At 69.4% G+C, this 20654-nt stretch carries 19 protein-coding genes and 2 pseudogenes; 7 read left to right on the top strand and 14 right to left on the bottom strand.

Going from position 1 to position 20654, the window contains the following annotated elements; translation table 11 throughout:
* The first annotated feature begins 181 nt into the window (after positions 1-181).
* Positions 182-2068, top strand: a complete 1887-nt coding sequence (locus OG609_RS06580) for an alkaline phosphatase family protein (RefSeq protein WP_327271929.1) — start codon at positions 182-184, stop codon at positions 2066-2068.
* A gap of 328 nt (positions 2069-2396) precedes the next feature.
* On the opposite strand, the gene OG609_RS06585 is transcribed toward OG609_RS06580, so the two are convergent.
* From OG609_RS06585 to OG609_RS06595, 3 genes are all read right to left on the bottom strand, one after another.
* Complete coding sequence (locus OG609_RS06585; protein WP_327271930.1) at positions 2397-3680, bottom strand: aspartate aminotransferase family protein; 1284 nt, start codon at positions 3678-3680, stop codon at positions 2397-2399.
* Positions 3677-4519 carry a nitrilase-related carbon-nitrogen hydrolase gene (locus tag OG609_RS06590; RefSeq protein ID WP_327271931.1) on the bottom strand — a complete coding sequence of 281 codons (843 nt, stop codon included), beginning with the start codon at positions 4517-4519 and terminating at the stop codon, positions 3677-3679. Before OG609_RS06590 ends, OG609_RS06585 begins: the two co-directional genes overlap by 4 nt.
* 510 nt (positions 4520-5029) lie before the next feature.
* Positions 5030-5209, bottom strand: a complete 180-nt coding sequence (locus tag OG609_RS06595) for a hypothetical protein (protein ID WP_327271932.1) — start codon at positions 5207-5209, stop codon at positions 5030-5032.
* A 178-nt stretch (positions 5210-5387) separates the two neighbouring features.
* On the opposite strand from OG609_RS06595, the gene OG609_RS06600 reads away from it, so the two are divergent.
* A complete protein-coding gene (locus tag OG609_RS06600) occupies positions 5388-5681 on the top strand; it encodes a hypothetical protein (protein ID WP_327271933.1) in 294 nt (97 codons plus the stop codon).
* A 213-nt stretch (positions 5682-5894) separates the two neighbouring features.
* Positions 5895-6986: a Rieske 2Fe-2S domain-containing protein gene (locus OG609_RS06605; RefSeq protein WP_327271934.1), complete on the top strand. Its 1092-nt coding sequence runs from the start codon at positions 5895-5897 to the stop codon at positions 6984-6986.
* Between the two features lie 76 nt (positions 6987-7062).
* On the opposite strand, the pseudogene OG609_RS06610 reads toward OG609_RS06605, so the two are convergent.
* Positions 7063-7521 (bottom strand): annotated as a pseudogene (locus OG609_RS06610) (hypothetical protein); the annotation flags it as partial.
* A gap of 144 nt (positions 7522-7665) precedes the next feature.
* On the bottom strand, positions 7666-7935 hold the full coding sequence (locus OG609_RS06615) for a helix-turn-helix domain-containing protein (RefSeq protein WP_327271935.1): 270 nt from the start codon (positions 7933-7935) through the stop codon (positions 7666-7668).
* Between the two features lie 41 nt (positions 7936-7976).
* On the opposite strand from OG609_RS06615, the gene map reads away from it, so the two are divergent.
* Positions 7977-8744, top strand: coding sequence for a type I methionyl aminopeptidase (gene map / locus OG609_RS06620; RefSeq protein WP_327271936.1), 768 nt, complete (start codon positions 7977-7979; stop codon positions 8742-8744).
* Here map and OG609_RS06625 read toward each other — a convergent pair.
* Both OG609_RS06625 and ggt read right to left on the bottom strand, forming a co-directional pair.
* Positions 8745-9074 (bottom strand): annotated as a pseudogene (locus OG609_RS06625) (glycoside hydrolase family 75 protein); the annotation flags it as partial. It abuts the gene before it with no gap.
* A 31-nt stretch (positions 9075-9105) separates the two neighbouring features.
* Complete coding sequence (gene ggt, locus OG609_RS06630; protein WP_327271937.1) at positions 9106-10911, bottom strand: gamma-glutamyltransferase; 1806 nt, start codon at positions 10909-10911, stop codon at positions 9106-9108.
* A gap of 105 nt (positions 10912-11016) precedes the next feature.
* Here ggt and OG609_RS06635 point away from each other — a divergent pair, with 105 nt between their 5' ends.
* Entirely contained in the window at positions 11017-11760 is a 744-nt protein-coding gene (locus tag OG609_RS06635) for a hypothetical protein (protein WP_327271938.1), read from the top strand.
* 30 nt (positions 11761-11790) lie between these two features.
* On the opposite strand, the gene OG609_RS06640 is transcribed toward OG609_RS06635, so the two are convergent.
* From OG609_RS06640 to OG609_RS06660, 5 genes are all read right to left on the bottom strand, one after another.
* A complete protein-coding gene (locus OG609_RS06640; RefSeq protein ID WP_327271939.1) occupies positions 11791-12315 on the bottom strand; it encodes a hypothetical protein in 525 nt (174 codons plus the stop codon).
* Entirely contained in the window at positions 12312-13748 is a 1437-nt protein-coding gene (locus OG609_RS06645; RefSeq protein ID WP_327271940.1) for an ATP-binding protein, read from the bottom strand. Before OG609_RS06645 ends, OG609_RS06640 begins: the two co-directional genes overlap by 4 nt.
* Positions 13745-14428 carry a response regulator transcription factor gene (locus tag OG609_RS06650; RefSeq protein ID WP_327271941.1) on the bottom strand — a complete coding sequence of 228 codons (684 nt, stop codon included), beginning with the start codon at positions 14426-14428 and terminating at the stop codon, positions 13745-13747. Before OG609_RS06650 ends, OG609_RS06645 begins: the two co-directional genes overlap by 4 nt.
* Positions 14429-14492: 64 nt before the next feature.
* Positions 14493-16157 (bottom strand): murein biosynthesis integral membrane protein MurJ, encoded by a 1665-nt coding sequence (gene murJ / locus OG609_RS06655; RefSeq protein WP_327271942.1) that lies wholly within the window; start codon positions 16155-16157, stop codon positions 14493-14495.
* Positions 16154-17320 carry a lipid II:glycine glycyltransferase FemX gene (locus tag OG609_RS06660; RefSeq protein WP_327271943.1) on the bottom strand — a complete coding sequence of 389 codons (1167 nt, stop codon included), beginning with the start codon at positions 17318-17320 and terminating at the stop codon, positions 16154-16156. The genes murJ and OG609_RS06660 overlap by 4 nt, the downstream gene beginning before the upstream one ends.
* A gap of 225 nt (positions 17321-17545) precedes the next feature.
* Here OG609_RS06660 and OG609_RS06665 point away from each other — a divergent pair, with 225 nt between their 5' ends.
* Positions 17546-18769: a L,D-transpeptidase gene (locus tag OG609_RS06665; RefSeq protein WP_327271944.1), complete on the top strand. Its 1224-nt coding sequence runs from the start codon at positions 17546-17548 to the stop codon at positions 18767-18769.
* A 135-nt stretch (positions 18770-18904) separates the two neighbouring features.
* The gene (locus tag OG609_RS06670) at positions 18905-19075 is read left to right on the top strand and encodes a hypothetical protein (protein ID WP_327278405.1); all 171 of its coding nucleotides are present in this window, start codon (positions 18905-18907) and stop codon (positions 19073-19075) included.
* 59 nt (positions 19076-19134) lie between these two features.
* On the opposite strand, the gene OG609_RS06675 is transcribed toward OG609_RS06670, so the two are convergent.
* Both OG609_RS06675 and OG609_RS06680 read right to left on the bottom strand, forming a co-directional pair.
* Positions 19135-20007, bottom strand: coding sequence for an amino acid ABC transporter permease (locus tag OG609_RS06675; RefSeq protein ID WP_327271945.1), 873 nt, complete (start codon positions 20005-20007; stop codon positions 19135-19137).
* Entirely contained in the window at positions 20004-20648 is a 645-nt protein-coding gene (locus tag OG609_RS06680) for an amino acid ABC transporter permease (protein ID WP_327271946.1), read from the bottom strand. Before OG609_RS06680 ends, OG609_RS06675 begins: the two co-directional genes overlap by 4 nt.
* Between the last annotated feature and the right edge of the window lie 6 nt (positions 20649-20654).

The raw sequence follows: 20654 nt of genomic DNA on the forward strand, positions 1-20654 counted from the left end.
CGGCCGATGATAGCGACGCCAGACGATAACGAAACGGTGACGGGTCTGGTCCAAATGTTGAGTACGGTTCATGCGCTCGTCCCTTACGCGGCGTGGCCCGATCACCACCGACGGCGATTCTCGGACGCATCACCGGACGCCCCCGATGTCCGGTGTCCACTGACCGATCCGGGAGGATCACGTGTCCCTGTCGCGCTCCGCGCGTACGGTGCTGGCCGCCGCCACCGTCACCGCCGTCGCACTGCCGCTCGCCACCACGGCCGCCCACGCCCAGGAGTCCGCGGCCGCAGCCGCTGCCCCGTACGCCGGTCTGCCGTCCGGTACCAAGCAGGCCAAGACCCTGGTCATCGGTATCGACGGCGCCACCTTCGACACCTTCTCGCGTGCCGACGTACCGCACATCGAGCAGCTGATGGCCAAGGGCCTGACCGCACGAAGCAACCTGTATGCCAACCCGATGGCCCCGACCGTCTCCGGTGCCGGCTGGTCATCCATCGCCACAGGCGTCTGGCCCGACAAGCACCATGTGAAGGACAACAACTTCACTGCGCCCAACTACGGCCAGTACCCGGACTACGCGACCCGGCTGGAGACCGCCGACCCGGCCACGTCCACCCTGGTCGTCGGCACCTGGAGCCCGATCCCGCAGATCGTCTTCGGCGCGAAGACCGATCTGCGGATCGCGGGCGGCAACGACGAGGGCACCACCGCCAAGGCCGAGGACTACCTCGCGCACGGCAACCCCGACTCCACCTTCGTCCACCTCGACGAGGTCGACGGCGCCGGTCACAGCTCCGGCTCCGCGAGCGATGCCTACCTCAAGGCCCTGAACACCGCCGACACGCAGGTCGGCCGGCTGCTCGACGCCGTGACCTCGCGGCCGACGTACGCCGATGAGGACTGGCTCGTCGTCGTCACCGCCGACCACGGCCACACACCCACCGGTGGCCACGGCGGCAACACCCCGCTGGAGCGCGGCACGTTCGTGATCGCCCGGGGCAAGGGCATCGAGCCCGGTTCGGTACGCGACGACGTCAAGATCACCGACATCGCGCCCACCGTCCTGCGCCACGAGGGCGTCGCAGCCGACCCCGCCTGGAACCTCGACGGCACCTCGCTCGCCGAGCTGAAGCCGGACGCCTTCGACGCGCTGCGCGGCTCGCTCCGTACGCCCGTCGACGAGACCGGGCTCCCGGCCGACGCCAAGGGGTGGACGAACACCGCGCCCGATGGCTGGTTCATCGACAACTCGAAGATGCCGGCCGGTGGTGTCACCGAGTGGCGCGGCTGGTCCTTCGCCACCGACGAGTTCTGGACCAACGCCGAGCGCGGCCAGGGCCGCGAGACGAACGTCCGCGCCCGCAATGTGTTCGCGGTCGCCGACTCCGACGAGTGGGACGACAAGGCGCACGACGCCGGACAGTTCGACTCCACCCTGGTCAGCCCCGCGTACAAGCTGAACGGGGCGGCGAAGGCGACCGTCTCGTACGCCACGGACTACCGCGTCGACGGTCCGCAGACCGGCGATGTGTACGTCTCGTACGACGGTGGTGCCCCGCAGCTTGTGAAGTCGTACCGGAGCGACACCAACACCGTCGAGCGTCTTGAGCTCGCTGTCCCGGCGGGCGCGAAGTCTGCCCGGCTGAGTTTCCGCTACACCGGCACGAACAGCGCCTTCTGGACCGTCGACCAGGTCGCCTTCGACCGGCCCAACCCGCCCTCGCAGCTCGCCGTCACCTCGTTGGAGGCCGACACCGAGCTGCTGGGACGGCCCGGCTCCGACGCGGCCTGGAAGGTCACCGCGAACGGTGTGGTGAAGACCGCGCAGGGCAAGCCCGTGAAGGGCGCGAAGGTCACGGCCGAGCTGACGGCCGGCGGCAGGGTCCAGAAGCTGACCGGCACCACGAAGAAGGACGGCTCGGTGCGCTTCAGGGCCACCGTGCGCCAGGGCATCTCCGAGGCCGCGCTGACCGTCACCGACGTGCGCTACCAGCACCTCGCGTACTACGGCGAGCTCGACCCGGTCCGCGCCCTGGGCCTCACCCGGCCCACCGGCCACCGGGGCTGACCGACCCGCCGGGCCCCGGACTCACCGACCGGGGCCCGGCCGCGACGCACATACGCCGGTGCCGGGCCGGGTCAGCACGCCGAGTGGCTTGAACGAGCCGCCGTTCAGCGGGACTTCGCCTCTGCCGAGCAGCCTGCAGCCGACCTTGCAGGCCGTGACGGAATGCGCCGGGCCTGGCGGTGGACGGGAGAGGGAGGGTGTTCTCGGGCGTGGTGGTGCTCCTGGGCGGACACGGGGGTGCGATGGCTGCACGGGGGTGCGATGGCGGCCAAGCCACACAGCCGCGTACCGGCCGCCGCCCACACCCCCGTCGCTCATCCGTCGCTTCTCACTCCACCGATCGAAGGGCCTCGGCCAGGATCTCCGCGCCCTCCTCCGCCTCCGGGATGGTCAGCGAGAGCGGCGGTGCGATCCGCAGCACGCTGGTGTTGTGGCCGCCGCCCTTGCCGATGAGCAGGCCGCCCTCCCTGGCTGCTTCGAGTACGGCGGCGGCCGCCTCCGGGTTCGCCTCGTCGGTGCCGGGCTTCACCAGCTCGATGCCGATCATCAGTCCCCGGCCGCGTACCTCCCGTACACACTCCGAGGCCGCGCCGATCGCACGCAGCCGCTCGATCAGCAGTCCCCCGACTCGCCGGGCGTTGCCCTGCAGATCGTGTTCGAGGAGGTACGAGAGGTTGGCGAGGCCGGCCGCCATGGTGACCGGGGAGCCGCCGAAGGTCGAAATGGAGTTGGCGTCGAGGCAGTTCATGACGTCGGCGCGAGCCACGACACCGCCGATCGACATGCCGTTGCCGATGCCCTTGGCGAAGGTGAGGATGTCCGGCGGCCCGTTCTCGCCGTGCGCCTGCCAGCCCCAGAAGTGCTCCCCGGAGCGGCCCCAGCCGGTCTGCACCTCGTCGGAGATCCACAGGATGCCGTGGCGGTCGAGGACCCGGCGGAAGGCCGCGTACAGGCCGTCCGGCGGTGAGGTGAACCCGCCGACGCCCTGGATGGGTTCGGCGATCAGGGCGGCGGGCTCGCGGGTGTGGCCGAGCAGGTCCTCCAGGTCGGCGACGCAGGCCGCGATGAACTCCGCGTCGCCCAGGTGCGCGAACGGTCCCCGGGTGCGGACGCCGCCGTGCACGTAAAGCGTCTGCAGCGGCGACAGATTCGTGGGCGACCAGGCGCTGTTACCGGTGATGGAGACCGCGGAGAAGGATCTGCCGTGGTAGCTGTTGCGCATCGCGAGGATCTGGTTCGACCTGCGGTACGTGGTGGCGAGCAGCAGGGCAGTGTCGTTGGCCTCGGTACCGGAGGTGGTGAAGAAGACCCGGGCGTCCGGGATGCCGGAGAGCGTGGCGATGCGTTCGGCCAGCTCGACCATCGGCCGGTTGAGGTAGAGCGTGGAGGAGTGGATGATCCGCCCGGCCTGCTCGCTGACCGCCTTGGTCACCTCGGGCAGGGCGTGGGCGGTCATGGTCGTGAGGATGCCGCCGAAGAAGTCGAGGTAGCGCCTGCCGTCGGCGTCCCAGACATGGCGGCCCTCCCCGTGGGTGATCTCCAAGGGGTTCTTGTAGTAGAGCGCCAGCCAGTCGGGGCTGACGGCGAGATGGCGTCGGTGCAGGCTGCTCACGGCTCCACCAGTCCTTCGTACGCGTCGGGTCGGCGGTCCCGGTAGAACGCCCACTGCTGGCGGACCTCGTCGATGAGCCCGAAGTCGAGGTCCCGGACGAGGAGTTCCTCCTCCTTGTCGCTGGCTACCTCGCCGACGAACTGGCCGCGCGGGTCGACGAAGTAGCTGGTTCCGTAGAAGTCGTTGTCGCCGTACTCCTCTTGGCCGACGCGGTTGATCGCGGCGACGAAGTACTCGTTGGCGACGGCGGACGCGGGCTGTTCCAGCTGCCAGAGATAACTGGACAGGCCGCGCGAGGTGGCGGACGGGTTGTACACCAACTGAGCTCCGTTGAGCCCTAGTTGGCGCCAGCCCTCCGGGAAGTGCCGGTCATAGCAGATATAGACACCGACCTTGCCGACGGCGGTGTCGAAGACGGGCCAGCCGACGTTTCCGGGCTTGAAGTAGTACTTCTCCCAGAACCCCTTGACCTGCGGGATGTGATGTTTGCGGTACTTGCCGAGATAAGAACCGTCGGCGTCGATCACGGCGGCGGTGTTGAAGTAGAAGCCGGACTGCTCGATCTCGAAGACGGGCACGACGATCACCATGCCGGTCTCGCGGGCGAGTTCCTGCATCCGCCGGACGGTCGGCCCGTCCGGGACGGCCTCGGCCCAGCGGTAGTGCTCGGGTTCCTGCACCTGACAGAAGTAGGGGGCGTTGAACACCTCCTGGAAGCCGATGATCTTCGCGCCCCGGCGGGCGGCCTCGCGCGCATGCTCCTCATGCTTGGCGATCATGGATTCGGTGTCGCCGGTCCAGGTCGCCTGGACGAGTGCGGCGCGTACGACTTGGGACATGAGCTGCTCCTTCGACGCGGCGTCAGAGAGCCTCTACGCGTTTCTACGCCCGTAGACACGTGCGTAGAGGAGAACGTAAGCCCCGTCACACAGCGGGGCAAGACCATCGCCGTGAACCGGCGGAGTCGATCATGTTTCACACCCGTGCGGTCCACACGTTCATTCGCCATCCGGCTCGGAGAGCAGATGCCATGATGGCAAAACTTGTCGAGGAGGGGCCGCTCGCCGCGCTGGCCCGCGCGATTCCGCCAGCTGTAGGGCGGACGCCCGCACAGTCCCGGCTCCCGGCTCCCGGGCCGTTGGTCCCCCGCGCCGGTTTGTATTCTCGGCCGGCGCCACCTCATCGACGCGGCAGCTGTGAGAGGAACCACCATGCCCACCGAGCTGAGCCTGTCCTGACCGGGCTCCTTGAGCGAGCCCGCCAGGGCTACCTGAGCGGCTCGTCGCCGAGGACCCGGCGATCAGGGGCATTTGGTGCGTACCGAAGTGCAGCGACCCGGACGGTGTCTGCTACAGCGACGCGACGGTGGCGCGGCTCGCCTCCCAGCCGTGCGACAGGTCGACTGTCGACCGGTGGCGTCGCAGGTACGTCCAGTACAGCGGGGGCCGGTCGGCCACGCCGCACTGGGCATGGTTGGCTCCGGCGCGGACACGGACTCCGGCCCGGCTGAAGAGCAGCTGTCCGAGCATCAGGCCCGGCCAGACGATCTGGGTGATCCGAATCGGGCGTGCGGATCGTCGACTTGCTCGACGTCGACGATTTCATGGAGGAACGGGTCGAAGACTGTGCCGTCGAGCACCGTCCGCGTGCCAATCCGGCCGTTCGAAGATGCCTGCGTTCGCTCGTCGGCGCCGATAACGTCGCCGCATGGACAGCGAGATCACGACCACGGTCGGCGGACAGCTCTACTCCTTCGACGGTCGCGTGCTGGAGGTCTTCGGCGGCAGCGCCGTCCGCTTTCATGTGCGCCACATGCACCTCTGCGTCAAGGGCCCGGACCGCAAGGGGGCCAGGACCGTGGAGATCTGCCATGGTCGGCCGGAAGCGCCGGGCGTGCGCCACATGTGGAAGTACTCCGCCGCGGAGTGGGGCGACCTGCCCGGCCTGGCCGGACTGCTGGAAGTGGTGCAGGACGCTATCGACTCCGCGGCGAAGGAGTAGGGGAGGCGCCTCTCCGCGCTACCGAGCGGACGCCTCGGTCCAGGGCGCGTTGGTCCGCGCCCCGGCGTGCAGGGACGCGCTCGGCGAGATGCGGACTCGAGTACGCGGTCAACGCCTTCCGTGTTCCCTCCCGTTCGGGTGATGCGCGGCGTGTCGGGAGGATCTCGGAGCGGTCTGGGCAGTCTCCAGGCGACCGATCCTGGGAGGGAAGTCGTGGGACTGCCACACGAGTACGGGCGCGCCATCAGTGAGGGGCCGACGCCGGCCGATGCTGCGGGGGCGCCTGCCCTGCCCTGTCCGAGCGGCTGGTCCGCGCTGGCCTTCTCCGACGAGCTGCGGCCGGGCGCTGTGCTCACCCGGCCTTTGGCGGGGCAGGACGTGGTGCTGTACCGGCTCGGTACGGGGGCGGTCCGCGCCATCCGTCCGTACTGTCCGCACCTCGGCGCCCATCTCGGTCTGGCGAAGGTCGACGGGGACGATCTCGTATGTCCCTTCCATTTCTTCGCGTTCGGCCCCGACGGCAGGTGCGTACGGACGGGATACGACACAAAGCCGCCGAGGTCGCCGTTGATGCAACTGCCGGTGCACGAGGTCAACGGTGCTGTCTTCGTCTGGCGGCACCACGATGGCCGGGCACCGGACTGGTTCATCCCCGACTGGCACGAGATCGGTCACCGGCCTGCCCGTAACGCCGCCTGGGAGCTGGCCGGCAATGTCCAGGAAGTCATCGAGAACTCGGTGGACCTCGGGCATTTCGCCACCCTGCACGGCTGGGCCAAGGCCGAGATCGGCGGGCCTGTCGTCTACGACGATGCCGCGTTCCACGTGTCCATGCGGGCCCATGAGTCGGCGCCGCTGCTGGGAAACTTCGTCGTCGAGGTGGAGGTGGACGGCTACGGACTCGGTTGCCTGCACGCGGATGTGTACACGCCTCGGATCGGGCTTCGGATGTGCACGATGGTGATGCCGACGGCGATCGCGCCCAACCGGATGCAGTTCCGGCAGAGGAACCGCATCGCCTTCGCGGAACCGGCCCGGCTGCCGGCCCCGCTCGCACGGGTGGTGAGCCGAACGGCCGCCCGGCTGCTGGACCGCGCCGTCTTCCGTTCCAGTTGCGAGTTCACCGCCGCCGACTTTCCGATCTGGAATCACAAGCAGTACCAGCAGCCGCCCCGGCTCGCTCCCGGTGACGGGCCGATCGGCCCGTTCCGGCGCTGGGCCCGGCGGTTCTATCCGTCACCGGGAGAGATCGGGGGGACCCGGCTCGACCACAGCGACCGAAGTGACGGAGCTGAAGTGCCGTGACCATTCCGGAACTGACCGTCCTCCGGATATGGCAGCCATTGGGCTTTCACCGGCTGATCGCCAGGACGCTGCCTGGCTACGGCGCACCCACGATGCCCGCGACCCGCAGCGCATGGACAACATCCCACTCCCGCGCCGGCGACACCGCACGGGCCGCTGCCAGCAGTTGCGGTACCAGCTGGTGCGGATCGCCCGCCGCGACCCGGGCCGCGTCCTGCGGAGTCCGTACGCGGATGAAGGCACCCAGCAACGCCTGCGCCTGCGGCTCTCGCCCCGCCCGGTCCAGCGCCACCACCGCATCGGCGATCTCCGCGGCCGGCCGCGCCACCCCCTGGCGCAGCAACTGGTCGCAGTCGTCCGGGCGTCCCGCAGCGGCCAGCGCGCCCGCAGCCGCGGCGAGTGCGACAGGCGGCAGCGAGGACACCTCCCACAGCAGGGTCGCCCAGTCCGCGTCGAGGCCCGCCCGGTGCAGTTCGACGGCGAGCACCGGCAGCCGGTCCGCGGGCCAGCCGGCCGCCTCGGTCGATGCACCGTGCGGCGCGCACCCCCCTTGAGCGCCCCTGCGGGGGCACGCGCCAACCCTCACGCCCCGGACAGGACTCGTTCGACGACCGAACCACCGCCGCCAGGGCCCACCTGGCCGATCAGGCCCATCCGCCGGGCCGGGGCCCGGCAGGCCCTACCCCGCCAGCGGCACCACATCCGGCTCCGGGGCGCAGCGGGTGAGCAGTTCGTCCATCGAGAGTCCGAGCGCCCCGGCCAGCGCCGCGACGGTGAAGAAGGCAGGAGTCGGAGCGCGGCCCGTCTCGATCTTGCGCAGCGTCTCGGCGGAGATTCCGGCGCTCGCAGCGATCTCGACCATGCTGCGCCCGCCGCGCGCCTCGCGGAGCAGCACTCCGAGGCGTTCGCCGCGGCGGCGCTCTTCCGGGGTCAGGGGCGTTCGTACCATGCCGTCATTCTAATACCGCCGCGACCGGTATAGTAATTGGCATGGTGCAGCTCAAGACAGACACATCCATCGAAGCGATGCGCGAGACCGGCCGGGTCGTGGCGCAGCTGCTGACGGCCGTACGGGAAGCAGCGGCGGTCGGCGTCTCGTTGCGCGAACTCGACGAGGTGGCCCGCGGGGTCCTCCGCGAGGCGGGCGCCGGGTCGCCGTTCCTGAACTACCGGCCGCATTTCGCCCCCACTCCGTTCCCCGCCGTGATCTGCGCGTCGGTCAACGACGCGATCGTGCACGGCATCCCGACCGATCAGCGGCTGCGCGACGGCGATCTGGTGAGTATCGACGCGGGCGCGACGCTCGATGGCTGGGTGGGCGATTCGGCGATCAGTTTCACCGTCGGGCGCGCCCGGCCGGCGGACACCCGTCTGATCGACACGGCCTTCGCGGCGCTGGAGGCGGGGATCGCGGCGGCGGTCGTCGGCAATCGGATCGGCGACATTGCGCATGCGATCGGCACGGTGTGCCGCAGCGCCGGTTACGGCATTCCGGAGGGGTTCGGCGGCCATGGTGTGGGCCGGTCGATGCACGAGGACCCGGCGGTCCCCAACGAGGGACGACCGGGTCGCGGCATGCCGTTGCGGCACGGAATGGTGCTGGCGATCGAGCCGATGCTGATCGGCGGCGGCAAGGACTCTTTCCATCCGGACCGGGACGGCTGGACGTTGCGTACGTCCGACGGCAGCCGGGCGGCGCACGCCGAGCACACGGTGGCGATCACCGACGACGGTCCGCGCATCCTGACCGCGCTGTGATCAACCTCCCTTCACGTTCGTCCAGTCGTTCTGGATGAACTGCTTGGCGAGGACCTCACCGGCGGTGACGGCGGCGCCGTGGCTTTCGATCGGCGACACCTTGGAATTCTTGAACAGGATGCAGGTGACGCCGGATTCGGCGCCGCCGGTCTCCGGGTCGGGGTCGATGCCGAGCGCCTTGGCGGTGGCGTACAAGGCCTCGCCGGTGATCTCGTTGGGTCCGGTGTCACCGACGACGCCGTACTCGACCTTGTTGTTGTAGATGCCGGCGACGACACCACCGCCCTTGATTCCCGCGCTGCTGCAGTTCCAGATTCCTCGATGAATCGGCCCTGCGCTCAGGATTATTGACGGATCGTCACTACCGCCCGCTCGGCTTCACGACCATGGCCGAGCCCCCACCCCGGCGCACCTTCTCCGCAGCCGCCAGCCACCGCCCGTCCGGCAGCCGCTGCACACCTGTCGCCGCCCCGATCTCCGGGTTCAGCTTGAAGACATGCCCCAGCGACTCCAGTTCCGCCCGCACGGGGCTGTTCCACAGCCCGGGTTCGAGCTCCGTCGTCGCCGAGTTGCGCTGGCTGGCGCGCGGCGCCGCGATGGCGTCGACCAGCGACAGCCCCCGGTCGACCTTGCCGATGAGCGACTGCAGCACGGTCGTGATGATCGTGGCGCCACCCGGCGAGCCCAGGGCCAGCACCGGCTCACCGTGCTTCAGCACGATCGTCGGCGAGATGGACGAGCGCGGACGCTTGCCCGGACCCGGCAGATTCGGGTCGTGGACCGCCGGACTGGCAGGCGCGAACGAGAAGTCGGTCAGCTCGTTGTTGAGCAGATAGCCGCGCCCCGGCACGGTGATGCCACTGCCGCCGGTCTGCTCGATCGTCAGCGTGTACGCGACGACATTGCCCCACTTGTCGGCCGTTGTCAGATGTGTCGTGTTCTCCCCCTCGTACGTCGTCGGGACGGCCGTGCCACCGGACTTGCAGTCGGCCGGGTGGCCGGGGTCTCCCGGCGCGAGCGGGCTGGTGAGCACCGCGTCATCCTTGATCAGGCATTCCCGCGAGTCGGCGAACCGCTGACTGAGGAGCCCCTGCGTCGGTACGTCCTCGAACGCGGGGTCGCCGACCCATCGCCCGCGGTCCGCGAACGCGATCCGGCTCGCCTCGATGTAGCGGTGCAGATACCGCGCCTCGCTCGCCTTCGAGAGGTCCGTGGATTCAAGGATGTTGAGCGCCTCGCCGACACTCGTACCGCCGGACGAGGAGGGTGCCATGCCGTACACGTCCAGGCCGCGGTAGCCGACCTTCGTCGGAGCCTGCCGCAGCGCCCGGTAGGACCGCAGGTCCTTGGCTGTGAGGTCGCCGGGACGCACGACCCGGGTGGCCTTCGGTTCCACGGGCGGGTGGCGTACGGTCCGTACGACGTCGTCGGCCAGCTCGCCCTTGTACAGCTCGTCGATGCCCTTGCGGCCCACCTGTTCGTACGTACGCGCCAGATCGGGGTTCTTGAAGACCGAGCCGACCACCGGCAGCTGACCGCCCGGAAGGAAGAGCTTGCTGGTCGCCGGAAAGTCGGCGAACCTGGCCTGATTCCCCTCGGTCTGCGAGCGGAACGTGCTGTCGACGACGAAGCCGTCCCTGGCGAGCCGCTCGGCCGGCTTCAGCACCTGCCGCAGCGACTTGCTGCCCCAGCTGTCGAGCGCGGTGTCCCACGTGGCCGGGGTGCCGGGGATGCCCACGCTCAGTCCACTGGTGACCGCGTCATCGAAGGCGAGCGGCTTTCCGTTCTCCAGGAACAGCGAGGAGTCCGCGCTGCGCGGTGCGGTCTCCCGGCCGTCGATCGTCTCCACGGTGTGCTTCCTGGCGTCGTAGTAGACGAAGTAGCCACCACCGCCGAGACCTGACGAGTAGGGCTCGGTGACACCGAGCGCCGCCGCGGTCGCCACTGCGGCGTCCACCGCGTTGCCACCCTTGCGGAGCACCTCGATACCGGCGGCCGAGGCATCCGCGTCGACGCTGGCGACCGCCCCTCCGTAACCCACCGCGACAGGCGACTTGGGCGGTGGTGCGGTCGGTGGTGCAGACGAGGACGGGGCGGCTGCCACAACCGTGACGACAGCGGCGAAAACAACCGGCAACGACACATTCCGCGCGACGAGACGTCGCATGCGCACCTCCAGTGAAGGATTGTCCGCCGCAGGGTAACGCCGCCCCGCCCACCTCGTCAGGACCGCCGTGAACCCTGGGCCGATCGCCCGCTAACATGCCCGCCCATGACTGACGACGTACGCAACATCGTGCTGGGCGTGATAGCCGCCGGTATCAGCGCCGCGCTGGGCTGGATCGCCCGCACCTATCTCTGGCGTCGCAAGCTCCGCCGCAAGCAGGCGTTCTTCGGGCTGCCGGGCAATTCCGAGTGCCTGCTCGTCGTCAACCGCGACGCGGGCGGCGACGGCGCCGTCCATCGGTACGACGTCTTCGCCCTCCTCGAACTCTCGGCGCTGATCAAGGACTGTTCGGCACACGCACAGATCCTGTCCCACGACATCGCGCAGCAAGGCTTCGGCGAGCGCACCGAATTCTGTGTCGGCGGACCGGGCTCCAACCGGCGGATGGCCGCCCATCTGCATTCGCTGCTTCCCGGGGTGCGGATCAACACCGATGCGGAGCCCGGTCCGGACCGGGGCGCCTTCCAGATCGGTTCGGAACGCCACCGGGCGGAGAAGGGCCTCGCCGAGTACGTGCTGCTGGCGAGATTGACGGTCAGTCAGGATGCCCGTCCGGTCTTCCTGTTCTGTGGTCAGCGGGCGATCACCAACCAGGCGGCCTCCCGCTATCTGGCCCGCAACTACGAGAAGCTGTCCCGCAAGCACGGCAACAACACCTTCTGCCTGCTGTTGAAAGTGGTCAACTCGCAGGCGTACGGCCCCGATGTGGTGGAACTCGTCGCCGATGTGACACGCGCCGCGCAGACCCCCGTACCAGCACCGCGCAACTCGCACCGGGCGACGGGCTGAGCCTCTGTCGCGAAGGCAGGAAGCCGGCAGTCAGACGGAGCACTGGGCCGGCCCGATGACGCCGTCGGTACCGGTCACCTTCACCGCCGCGCCCCGGTACGCGGTGCGGACCTGCGCGGCCGTGCAGATCAGCTGCTGCCGGGCGACCTCGGAGAGTTCCGTGACGGCGGTGTTCACCCGGACCAACACGCCGTCCGGCCCCAGAGTCAGACTCAACGCACCTCGAATGTGCGGAAGTTCGGTACGCAGGCCCGCCTCGGCCTCGGCCTGGGTGGGCCCGTCGAAGAGCATGGCGATCGCCTTGTCGGAGCCACGCCACACGTGCTCCGTGCCCGAGGAGTCGCCTTCCACCGGCAGAGCGAACGGCCGTACGACGGGCATCAGCCGGTGCGCGGACGACGAGGAAACGAAGTAGAGCAGGGTGCCCTGGCTCCCCGGCGCCACATCCACGGTCGCCGGATCACCGACCTCGACGACATCCGTCGCCTGGATCCCGCACCCGTTCGCCAGCAGCACGAGAGGCAGCAGGGCGCCGAACGCGCGTACGCGTCTCACTGCCCCTCCAGCGGTAGTTCCACGGTCAGCACCGCTCCGCCCGCGGGCCCGTTGGCGGCGCGCACGGTGCCGCCGTGCAGCCGTACGTTCTCCTGGGTGATCGCCAGGCCGAGCCCGCTGCCCGCCGACCGGGTGCGGGCCGCGTCGGCCTTGTAGAACCGGTCGAAGATATGCGGCAGCACGGCGGGGTCGATCCCCGGCCCGCTGTCCGCGACTTCGGTCACCAGCCGGCGGTCCGCACCCCGCCGCTCGGTCCGCAGCCGTACGGTGACGGGCTGCGCACCGTGCCGCAGGGCGTTGCCGACCAGGTTGGCGACGGCGATGTCGAAGCGGCGCGGATCGAGCATCGCCCGTATCCCGTCCGGCAGTTCGGTGCGGACCCGGTCCTCCCAGTGCCTGCCCTGCAGGGTCTTGCGGATCGTCTCGGCGACGTCGACCTCATCCAGGTGGAGATCCGCGGCCTTCGCGTCGAAGCGGGAGATCTCCATCAGATCCTCCACGAGGGTGGCGAGTTTCCCGGTCTCGGCGCTGATCAGCCGGACGGCCGCCGCGGTGTCCGCGTTCAGCTGGGCGGCGTCCTCGTCGAGCACCTCGGTGACGGCGAGCATCCCGGCGAGCGGGGTGCGCAGCTCGTGCGAGACGTCCGAGGCGAAGCGTCTGGCCCGCGCCTCAGCCCGCTGGAGCTCTTCCACCGAATCCTGGAGCTTGGTCGACGACTCGTTGAACGTCCAGGCGAGTTCGGCGAGTTCGTCGGAGCCCTTGACCTCGATACGGGTGTCCAGCTCGCCCCGGCCGATGCCGGCGGCGGCCCGCCGCAGATCGCGTACCGGGCGCAGCACGCTGCGGGCGGCGAGCAGGGCGGGCACCAGCGCGATCAGGAGGGCGGGCAGGGCGCCGTCGCGGGCCGCGGTGACCATGGCGTTGACATTGGCCTCCTCGGTGGAGAGCCGCATCACGGCGTAGAGGACGAGCCCGGTGGGCTGGCGCCCGTCGCCCCGGTGGAAGACCGCGGGCATCCCGATGGTCAGCCAGGGCTCGCCGTCCTTGACGACCCGTTGGAAGGAGCCGTGCGCGTTTCCACGGGCGGCGTCGCGCAGTGCGGGCGTGATCACGCCGGAGGTGGGCTGGTCCGAGGACGAGACCCGGATCTTGCCGTACTCGGCGAAGACGATCCAGGGGTGCGGCTTGCCCTCCCTGGCGAGGGTCTGGCAGGTTCGCCGCAGCTGCTCCGGATCCACCGGCAGGGTCACCGCCTGTGCGGCGATCCGGTCGCGGAACTGGGCGACGGCCGTGTCCTGCGCCTGCTGGAGGATGGCGGAGCGGGCCTCCCGGTAGGTCAGGGTCGCGGTGGTGACGACGCTGATCGCCGCGACCAGGAGGAAGGCGCCTATGAGACGGGTCCGCAGTCCGAACCGTGCGGCGAAGAGCTTCATGCGAGCGGTCCGAAGCGGTAGCCGAAGCCGCGGACGGTCTGGATGTAGCGCGGGCTGCCGGCCACGTCCTCGATCTTCTGCCTGAGGCGCCGCACACAGGCGTCGACCAGACGCGCGTCTCCGTGGTAGCTGTGCTCCCAGACGTATTCGAGGAGCTGCTGCCTGCTGAAGACCTGCTCGGGCGAGGCCGAGAGGTGGAGCAGCAGCTTCAGTTCGGAGGGCGCGAGCAGGAGGCGCTGCCCCGCCTTGGCGACGGAGAGCCCTGCGCGGTCGACGGCCAGTTCGCCGTGGAATTCGATGCCGCCGCGCCCCGCGGGTTCGGCGAGCCTGCGCAGTACGGCGCGGATTCGGGCCTCTATCACTTCGGTACGGGCAGGCTTGACGATGTAGTCGTCGGCGCCGGCCTCCAGCCCGACGACCACGTCGAAGTCGTCACCGCGCGCCGTGAGCATGATGATCGGCAGCTGGCTGGTCTCCCGTATCAGACGGCAGACCTGGACCCCGTTCATTCCGGGGAGCATCAGATCGAGGAGCACCAGATCGGGCCGGAACTCCCCCAGCGCGGCGAGCCCCTCCTCGCCGGTCTCGACGGCCCGCAGCTCATGACCGCGCCGCCGCAGCCCCAGCTCGACCCCTTCCCGTACGGAGGGGTCGTCTTCGATCAGCAACACGCGAGGCATGGCAGCAGTATCCCAGCGATCAAGGAATGGATTCGAACCGGTGACCGGACCGTGCGCCGGGGGCTCACGCCCGCCGCAGCCGCCCCCGGCCCGCCGCGATCACGGCACTGACCTCCCGCAGCCGCAACGGCCGTGCCAGCAGCGCCACCGTGAGCAGGAGTACGACAGCGCCCGCCCCCACCGCGGCGAAGTCTCCCGACCCCTCGCAGGCGCGAGCGGCCAGGTATCCCAGCAGCCCGGCGGGCACACACGCCACCACCAGCCGGAGCTGCGCCCACAGCCCGGGCGAACGCATCAGTGAGGGCCGGGCGGCATCGCTGCCGGAAACCCTGCGGTGCAGCACATACGCGGTGACGCCGAAGCCCGCGAACAGCGCCACCGAGTACGCCCCGGCCATCCCCGTCACGGCCCAGCGGACCGGCAGCAGCAGATACGCGGCAATCGAGAGCCCGGCATTGAGCGCCGCGATCACCAGATTGAGGAGGAACGGGGTGCGGGTGTCGCTCATCGCGTAGAACGCGCGGGAGAGCACGTACTGCCCGGAGTAGGCGATCAGCCCCGGCGCGAACGCCATCATCATCCCCGCCATCACGGCGATGTCCGCGTCGCCGGTGCGTCCGTATCCGTACACGGCCCCCATCACCCACGGTGCCAGCGCGAACAGCAGGGCGACCGCGGGGACCACGACCGCGGCCGAGGTGCGCAGGGCGTACGAGACATCGCGCCGGACACCCGTCAGGTCGTTGTCGGCCGCCGCCCGGCTCATCCGGGGCATCAGCGCGGTGACGAGCGAGACGGTCACAATGCCGTGCGGCACCACCCACAGCTGAAAGGCGTAGCTGTACGCGGTGTAGCCGACGCCGCCCGACACATGCTGTTCCACGGCGTGCTGACCGGTGGCGGTGGAGAGCCGGGTGACCGCCCAGTAGGCGATCTGGTTGGTAGCCACGAGCATGACGAGCCAGCCGGCCGCGCGCAGTGGCCGGGTGAGTCCACTGCCCCGCCAGTCGAACCGCGGCCGCCAGCGGAACTTCGCGGCGCGCAGCGCGGGCACCAGGGCGAGCGTCTGCACCGCGATCCCGGCGGTCGTCCCCCAGCCGAGCCACTGGGCCTGCGCCGGGGTCAACGTACCGTCGGAGCCTGTCGCGACCGCCAGATAGATCCCGAACACAGCGATGATCACTACGTTGTTGAGGACCGGTGTCCACATCATCGCGCCGAACCGGTCGCGGGCGTTGAGCACTTGACCGAGGAGGGTGAACAGTCCGTAGAAGAGGATCTGCGGCAGGCAGTAGCGGGCCAGGGCGATGGTGAGATCGGCCTGTTCGCCGTGGTAGTCGGGGGCGTAGACCGAGACGATCCACGGGGCGCCGACGACCGTGAGCGCGGTGAGGGCGAGGAGCCCGATCGTGCAGATGGTGAGCAGCCGGTCGGTGTACGCGGCGCCGCCGTCGGCATGGTTCCTGGCGGCCCGCACCAGCTCGGGGACGAAGACGGCGTTGAGCGCGCCGCCGATGAGCAGGGTGTAGAGGATGTTGGGCACGGTGTTGGCGACGGTGTACCCGTCCGCCTGGAGTCCGGTGCCGAGCGCGGCGACGACGACCGCCGAGCGCACGAAGCCGGTCGCCCGGGAGACGATCGAGCCGGACGCCATGACGGCGCCGCTGCGCAGCACCGAGCCGGACTTGCGCTCTGCGGCCTTCGAGGAGGCTGCTTCGGTGGCCGTCATCGGCGTGCCAGGTACGCCTGGAACGCCCGGTACAAGGTGTTGTTGGCAGCTCCGCCCACCGATGTCTCCCACTCTCCGAGGGTCTCGACGACCTGGCCTCCGGTGCCGAGCTTCCAACGGAGCAGCCCGAAGGGGCGGTCGTCGGGGTCAAGGGTGGAGGGTACCCCGCGCATGTCGTGCACATCGGCACCGAGCCCATGGGCGTCGAGCATCATCTTCCACTGCAGCGCGTTGCTGGGACGGACCTCGCGGCGGTGGTCGGCGGAGGCACCGGTCTGGTACCAGGCCCGCCGGCCGGTGCTGATCATGGTGTGGGCGGCCAGGATCTCGCCCTGATGGACGGCCAGATAGAGCTTCATCCGGCCGGGGTGTTCGGCGTTGAGTACCGCGTACTGCTGCTGGTAGTAAGCGAGGGAGCGGCCGAGCCGGAAGCCGTCGCGCTCCTCGGTGATCCGCAGCAGGCGGTGGAACTCCGGCAGTTCGGCCGCGCCGCCGATGACGATCCGCACCCCGGCCTTCTGGGCCTTGCGTACATTGCGGCGCCACTCCTGGTTGAGTCCCGACCACAGTTCGTCGGGGGTCCGTCCGGCAAGCGGCACCTGAAAGACATAGCGCGGCTGCGCGTCGGCGTCCCCTCCCCCGTCGCCGCCGCAGCGGCGCCAGCCGCGGGCCCGGAGCCGTTCGGCGACGGCCGTGCCGAGCGGGTCCACCTCCGTCGCGAGTACGTCGCTGACCCTGCGGCCGGGGCCGGTTGCGGCTTTCAGGCGGGCGGTGTCCCAGCGGCGATACGCCGGCGAGGGGCCGATCCGTACGGCGAAGGCACCGGACTTCCGCAGGTGCGCCATGAGCGGCCGCAGCCAGCGGTCGATGTCGGGGGCGGCCCAGTCGGCGACCGGCCCCTCGGGCAGGTATGCGAAGTATTTGCGGGTTCCCGGGAATTGCCGGTAGAGCACCAGCGCGGCCCCGACCAGTTCGGCCGAGTCGCTGTGCCAGCCGACCATTTCGGAGGTCCATCGGTCCTTCACCGAGGCCCAGGACGGATACTGCAGAAAGCTTGCCTCCGTACGGGTGGACACGAACGCCCGGTGCTCGGCGGCGGTCAGGCTGCGTATCCGTAGCTCGTGGTCATGGCTGCGGTCTCCGGTCGCGAGCAGCGCTGACATGTTCGTGGCCCTCCCTGGTCCGCCCCTTTGTCGGCTCTGCGGGGCTGCACAGGATGCTCACAGCGGTCCGTGACGGAGCCGAGCGGCGAATGTGACCGGACGATGACCGTTGCGCTGCGGTCCATGTCACACAGAGGATTTCCCGGTTTTCAGCCGATTTGCGGAACCTATCGTCGGATGAATACCTCTCCACCGACGAGAAGCAATGCCTTGGAGGTTTTTCCGTTGATCTCTGCACGCCGGCGCATACGCCGTACCGCCCCGCTCGGCCGCCCGGTCCGGCTCACCCTGATCGCGGGTACCGCGGTGCTCGGCGCCACGCTCACCGCCTGTTCCGGCGCGTCCGCATCGGACTCGGGCAAGGGATCGGGGCACGTGGCCGGGAAGGCACCGGCGCAGGACACCAAGATCTCGGTGAAACTCCAGGGCGGCCGAGCCACCCCCGGGAAGCCGGTGAAGGTGACCCTCGGCAGCGGCAAGCTGAAGACGGTGACGGTGAGCGCGGCCGAGGGGGACGCGCTCACCGGCCGGATATCCGCCGACGGCAGGACCTGGACGTCGGACCGGCCGGCCGCGCCCGGCACCACGTACAGCGTCGAGGCGAAGGACACCGAGGGCGGCAGCGACAAGGCCGGGTTCACCACCGCCGGGGCCGACAAGGTCAACAAGCTGACGCTGGCCCCCGGCAAGAACACCACGGTCGGCATCGCCCAGCCCCTGTCGATCGTCTTCGACAACCCGGTGAAGGACAGGGCCGCGGTCGAGAAGGCCCTGAAGGTCTCCACCTCGAACAACACCGAGGGCTCCTGGGGCTGGCTGCAGGACTACTCCGGCAAGGACCGCGTCGACTGGCGGCCCAAGGAGTACTGGAAGTCCGGTACGAGGGTCACGCTCGACGCCGACCTCAACGGAATCGACTCGGGCCCGTCCGGCGGCTGGTTCGTCCGCGACTACAGGACCACCTTCACCATCGGAACCAACCAGGTGGTCAAGGTCGACCTCGACCGTCACCGGCTGGCGCTGAAGCGGGACGGGAAGACCGTCATGGACGTGCCCATGTCGGCCGGCACCCCGGGCGGCGAGAAGGCGTCCTGGCGCGGCACGGCCGTGCTGATGGCCAAGGAGGGCACGATCAACATGCGCTCCGAGACGGTCGGTCTCGGCGACGCCTACGACAAGATGGTCGACTCGTCCATGCGGCTGACCTGGTCGGGGATGTACGCCCACGCGGCGCCATGGAACGCCGCCTACTTCGGGGTGGCCAACCACAGTTCGGGCTGTGTCGGAATGAGTGACGCCAATGCCGGTGCGCTGTACCAGCAGGTGCGGGTCGGCGACCCGTTCGAGATCACCGGCGCGGACGCCAAGGGTACGGTCGCGGAGGGCAACGGGTACGGGGCGTGGAATGTGACATGGTCCGACTGGCAGGCGAAGAGCGCGCTGAAGTGAATCGCACGGCCACGCCACGCCACTGACACCGCATCCAATGAGCGTTACTCTCACGCAACTCACCGACGAGTCAGCGCAGTAAGGAGCAGGGTTACCGTCGGGTCACTTTGCACCGACACGTGTGAGGAGTGACCCGTGGCACGCCCGTACCCGGCTCTGCGCACCACCGCTTCCCACCGACTCGCCCTGGTGACCGAGACCGTCGACCCGCTGTACATCGAGCACAACCCGGCCGGCTCACAGCTGACCTTCTCCTCGCCCCAGGCGGACCCGTCGTACGTGTCCGCTCCCTTGCGCGAGAAGTGATCACCGGCTGCTGCCGGGCGGGCACCGCCCCTCGGGGACCGCTTCGCAGCGGGTCCCGGTCACTGCACTCCCGGCAGGAGCGTTCCTGGTTCGGCCGGTGCGACCTCCACGGCCTTCGTCTTCGGATTGCGCCGCTCCCGCTTGGCCACCCAGGTCGCGAACCAGGAGAGCAGCATGCACATCCCGATGTAGATCGGCGAGATCACCATCACCACAGGGATGAAGGGAAGATCGTAGTCGAGGTTTGACGCGACGAGCTTTCCCGCGTGGAGGAATTCCTCGTAGGTGATCAGATAGCCGAGCGAGGTGTCCTTCAGCGCCACCACCAGCTGGCTGATGATCGTGGGCAGCATGGCACGCACCGCCTGCGGGGCCAGTACGAACGTGGTGACCTGCGTCTTGCGCATCCCCAGGGCGTACGCGGCCTCGCGCTGGCCGCGCTCCACCGAATTGATCCCGGTGCGGAACACCTCGGCGAGCACCGAGCCGTTGTACAGGGTCAGACCGGTGACCAGCGCGGGCAGCGGCTGCACCTTCAGCGCCACGAAGATGAAGAAGATCATCACCAGAACGGGCATGGCCCGGAAGAACTCGACCAGCAGCGTCGAGACCCAGCGCACGACCCGGTGGTCGGAGAGCCGGCCGACGGCGAGCACCGCCCCGAGCACGAGGGAGAGCACTGCGGCGTACGCAAACGCCTTGAGTGTGTTGCCCAGTCCGCGCAGCAGCAACTCCTGAATACCCTTGTACTCGAAGGGTGTCCATTTGGCGCTGGTGAACTGTTCGGTGTCGAAGAGCAGATAGACGACCCAGCCGACCAGGGCGAGGATCAGGGCCGTCGAGACGATCCCGTACAAGCGGTGGCGTTTGCGGGTCACCGGGCCCGGGATGTCGTAGAGCGCGGTGGGGGACGGCGCGGTGTGGGTGGTCATCGGGCGACTCCCCAGCGCTTCTCCAGCACGTTGAAGAGCGCACTGATGGACAGGGTGATGATCAGGTAGCCGACGGCGATCCAGACGAAGGTCCAGATGATGCTGTAACCCAGCTCATTGAGGGTCTTGTAGGTGCCGAGCAGCTCGGTGACGCTGAAGGCCCCGGCGATCGCCGAGTTCTTGGCGAGGGCGATCAGCGTCGAGCCGATCGGCGGGATCACCGAACGGAACGCCTGCGGCAGCACGATGTTGTTCAGCGTCTGACCGAACGTCATCCCGAGGCTGCGGGCGGCCTCGCCCTGCCCCGTCGGCACGGTGTTGATGCCGGAGCGCAGCACCTCGCAGATGAACGCGGAGGTGTAGCAGCCGAGCGCGAGGACCGCGAAGACCTTGAAGGGAAGCACCAGGCCGAAGCGCGGCAGTCCGAGCAGGACGGCGAAGAAGAGCAGCGTCAGCGGGGTGTTGCGCAGCACCGTCACCCAGACCGTGCCGAGCACCCGGAGCGAGCCGACGGGAGCCACCCGGCAGGAGGCCATGAAGAAGCCGAGCAGCAGGGCCAGGATCGAGGAGTAGACGGTCAGCTCGACCGTGCCGAGGAAGCCCTTGCCGTAGAGCGAGAAATTCTGTGTGAGTACGTCCATGGTCGA

The organism is Streptomyces sp. NBC_01224 (genome assembly GCF_036002945.1).
Classification (GTDB): Bacteria; Actinomycetota; Actinomycetes; order Streptomycetales; family Streptomycetaceae; genus Streptomyces.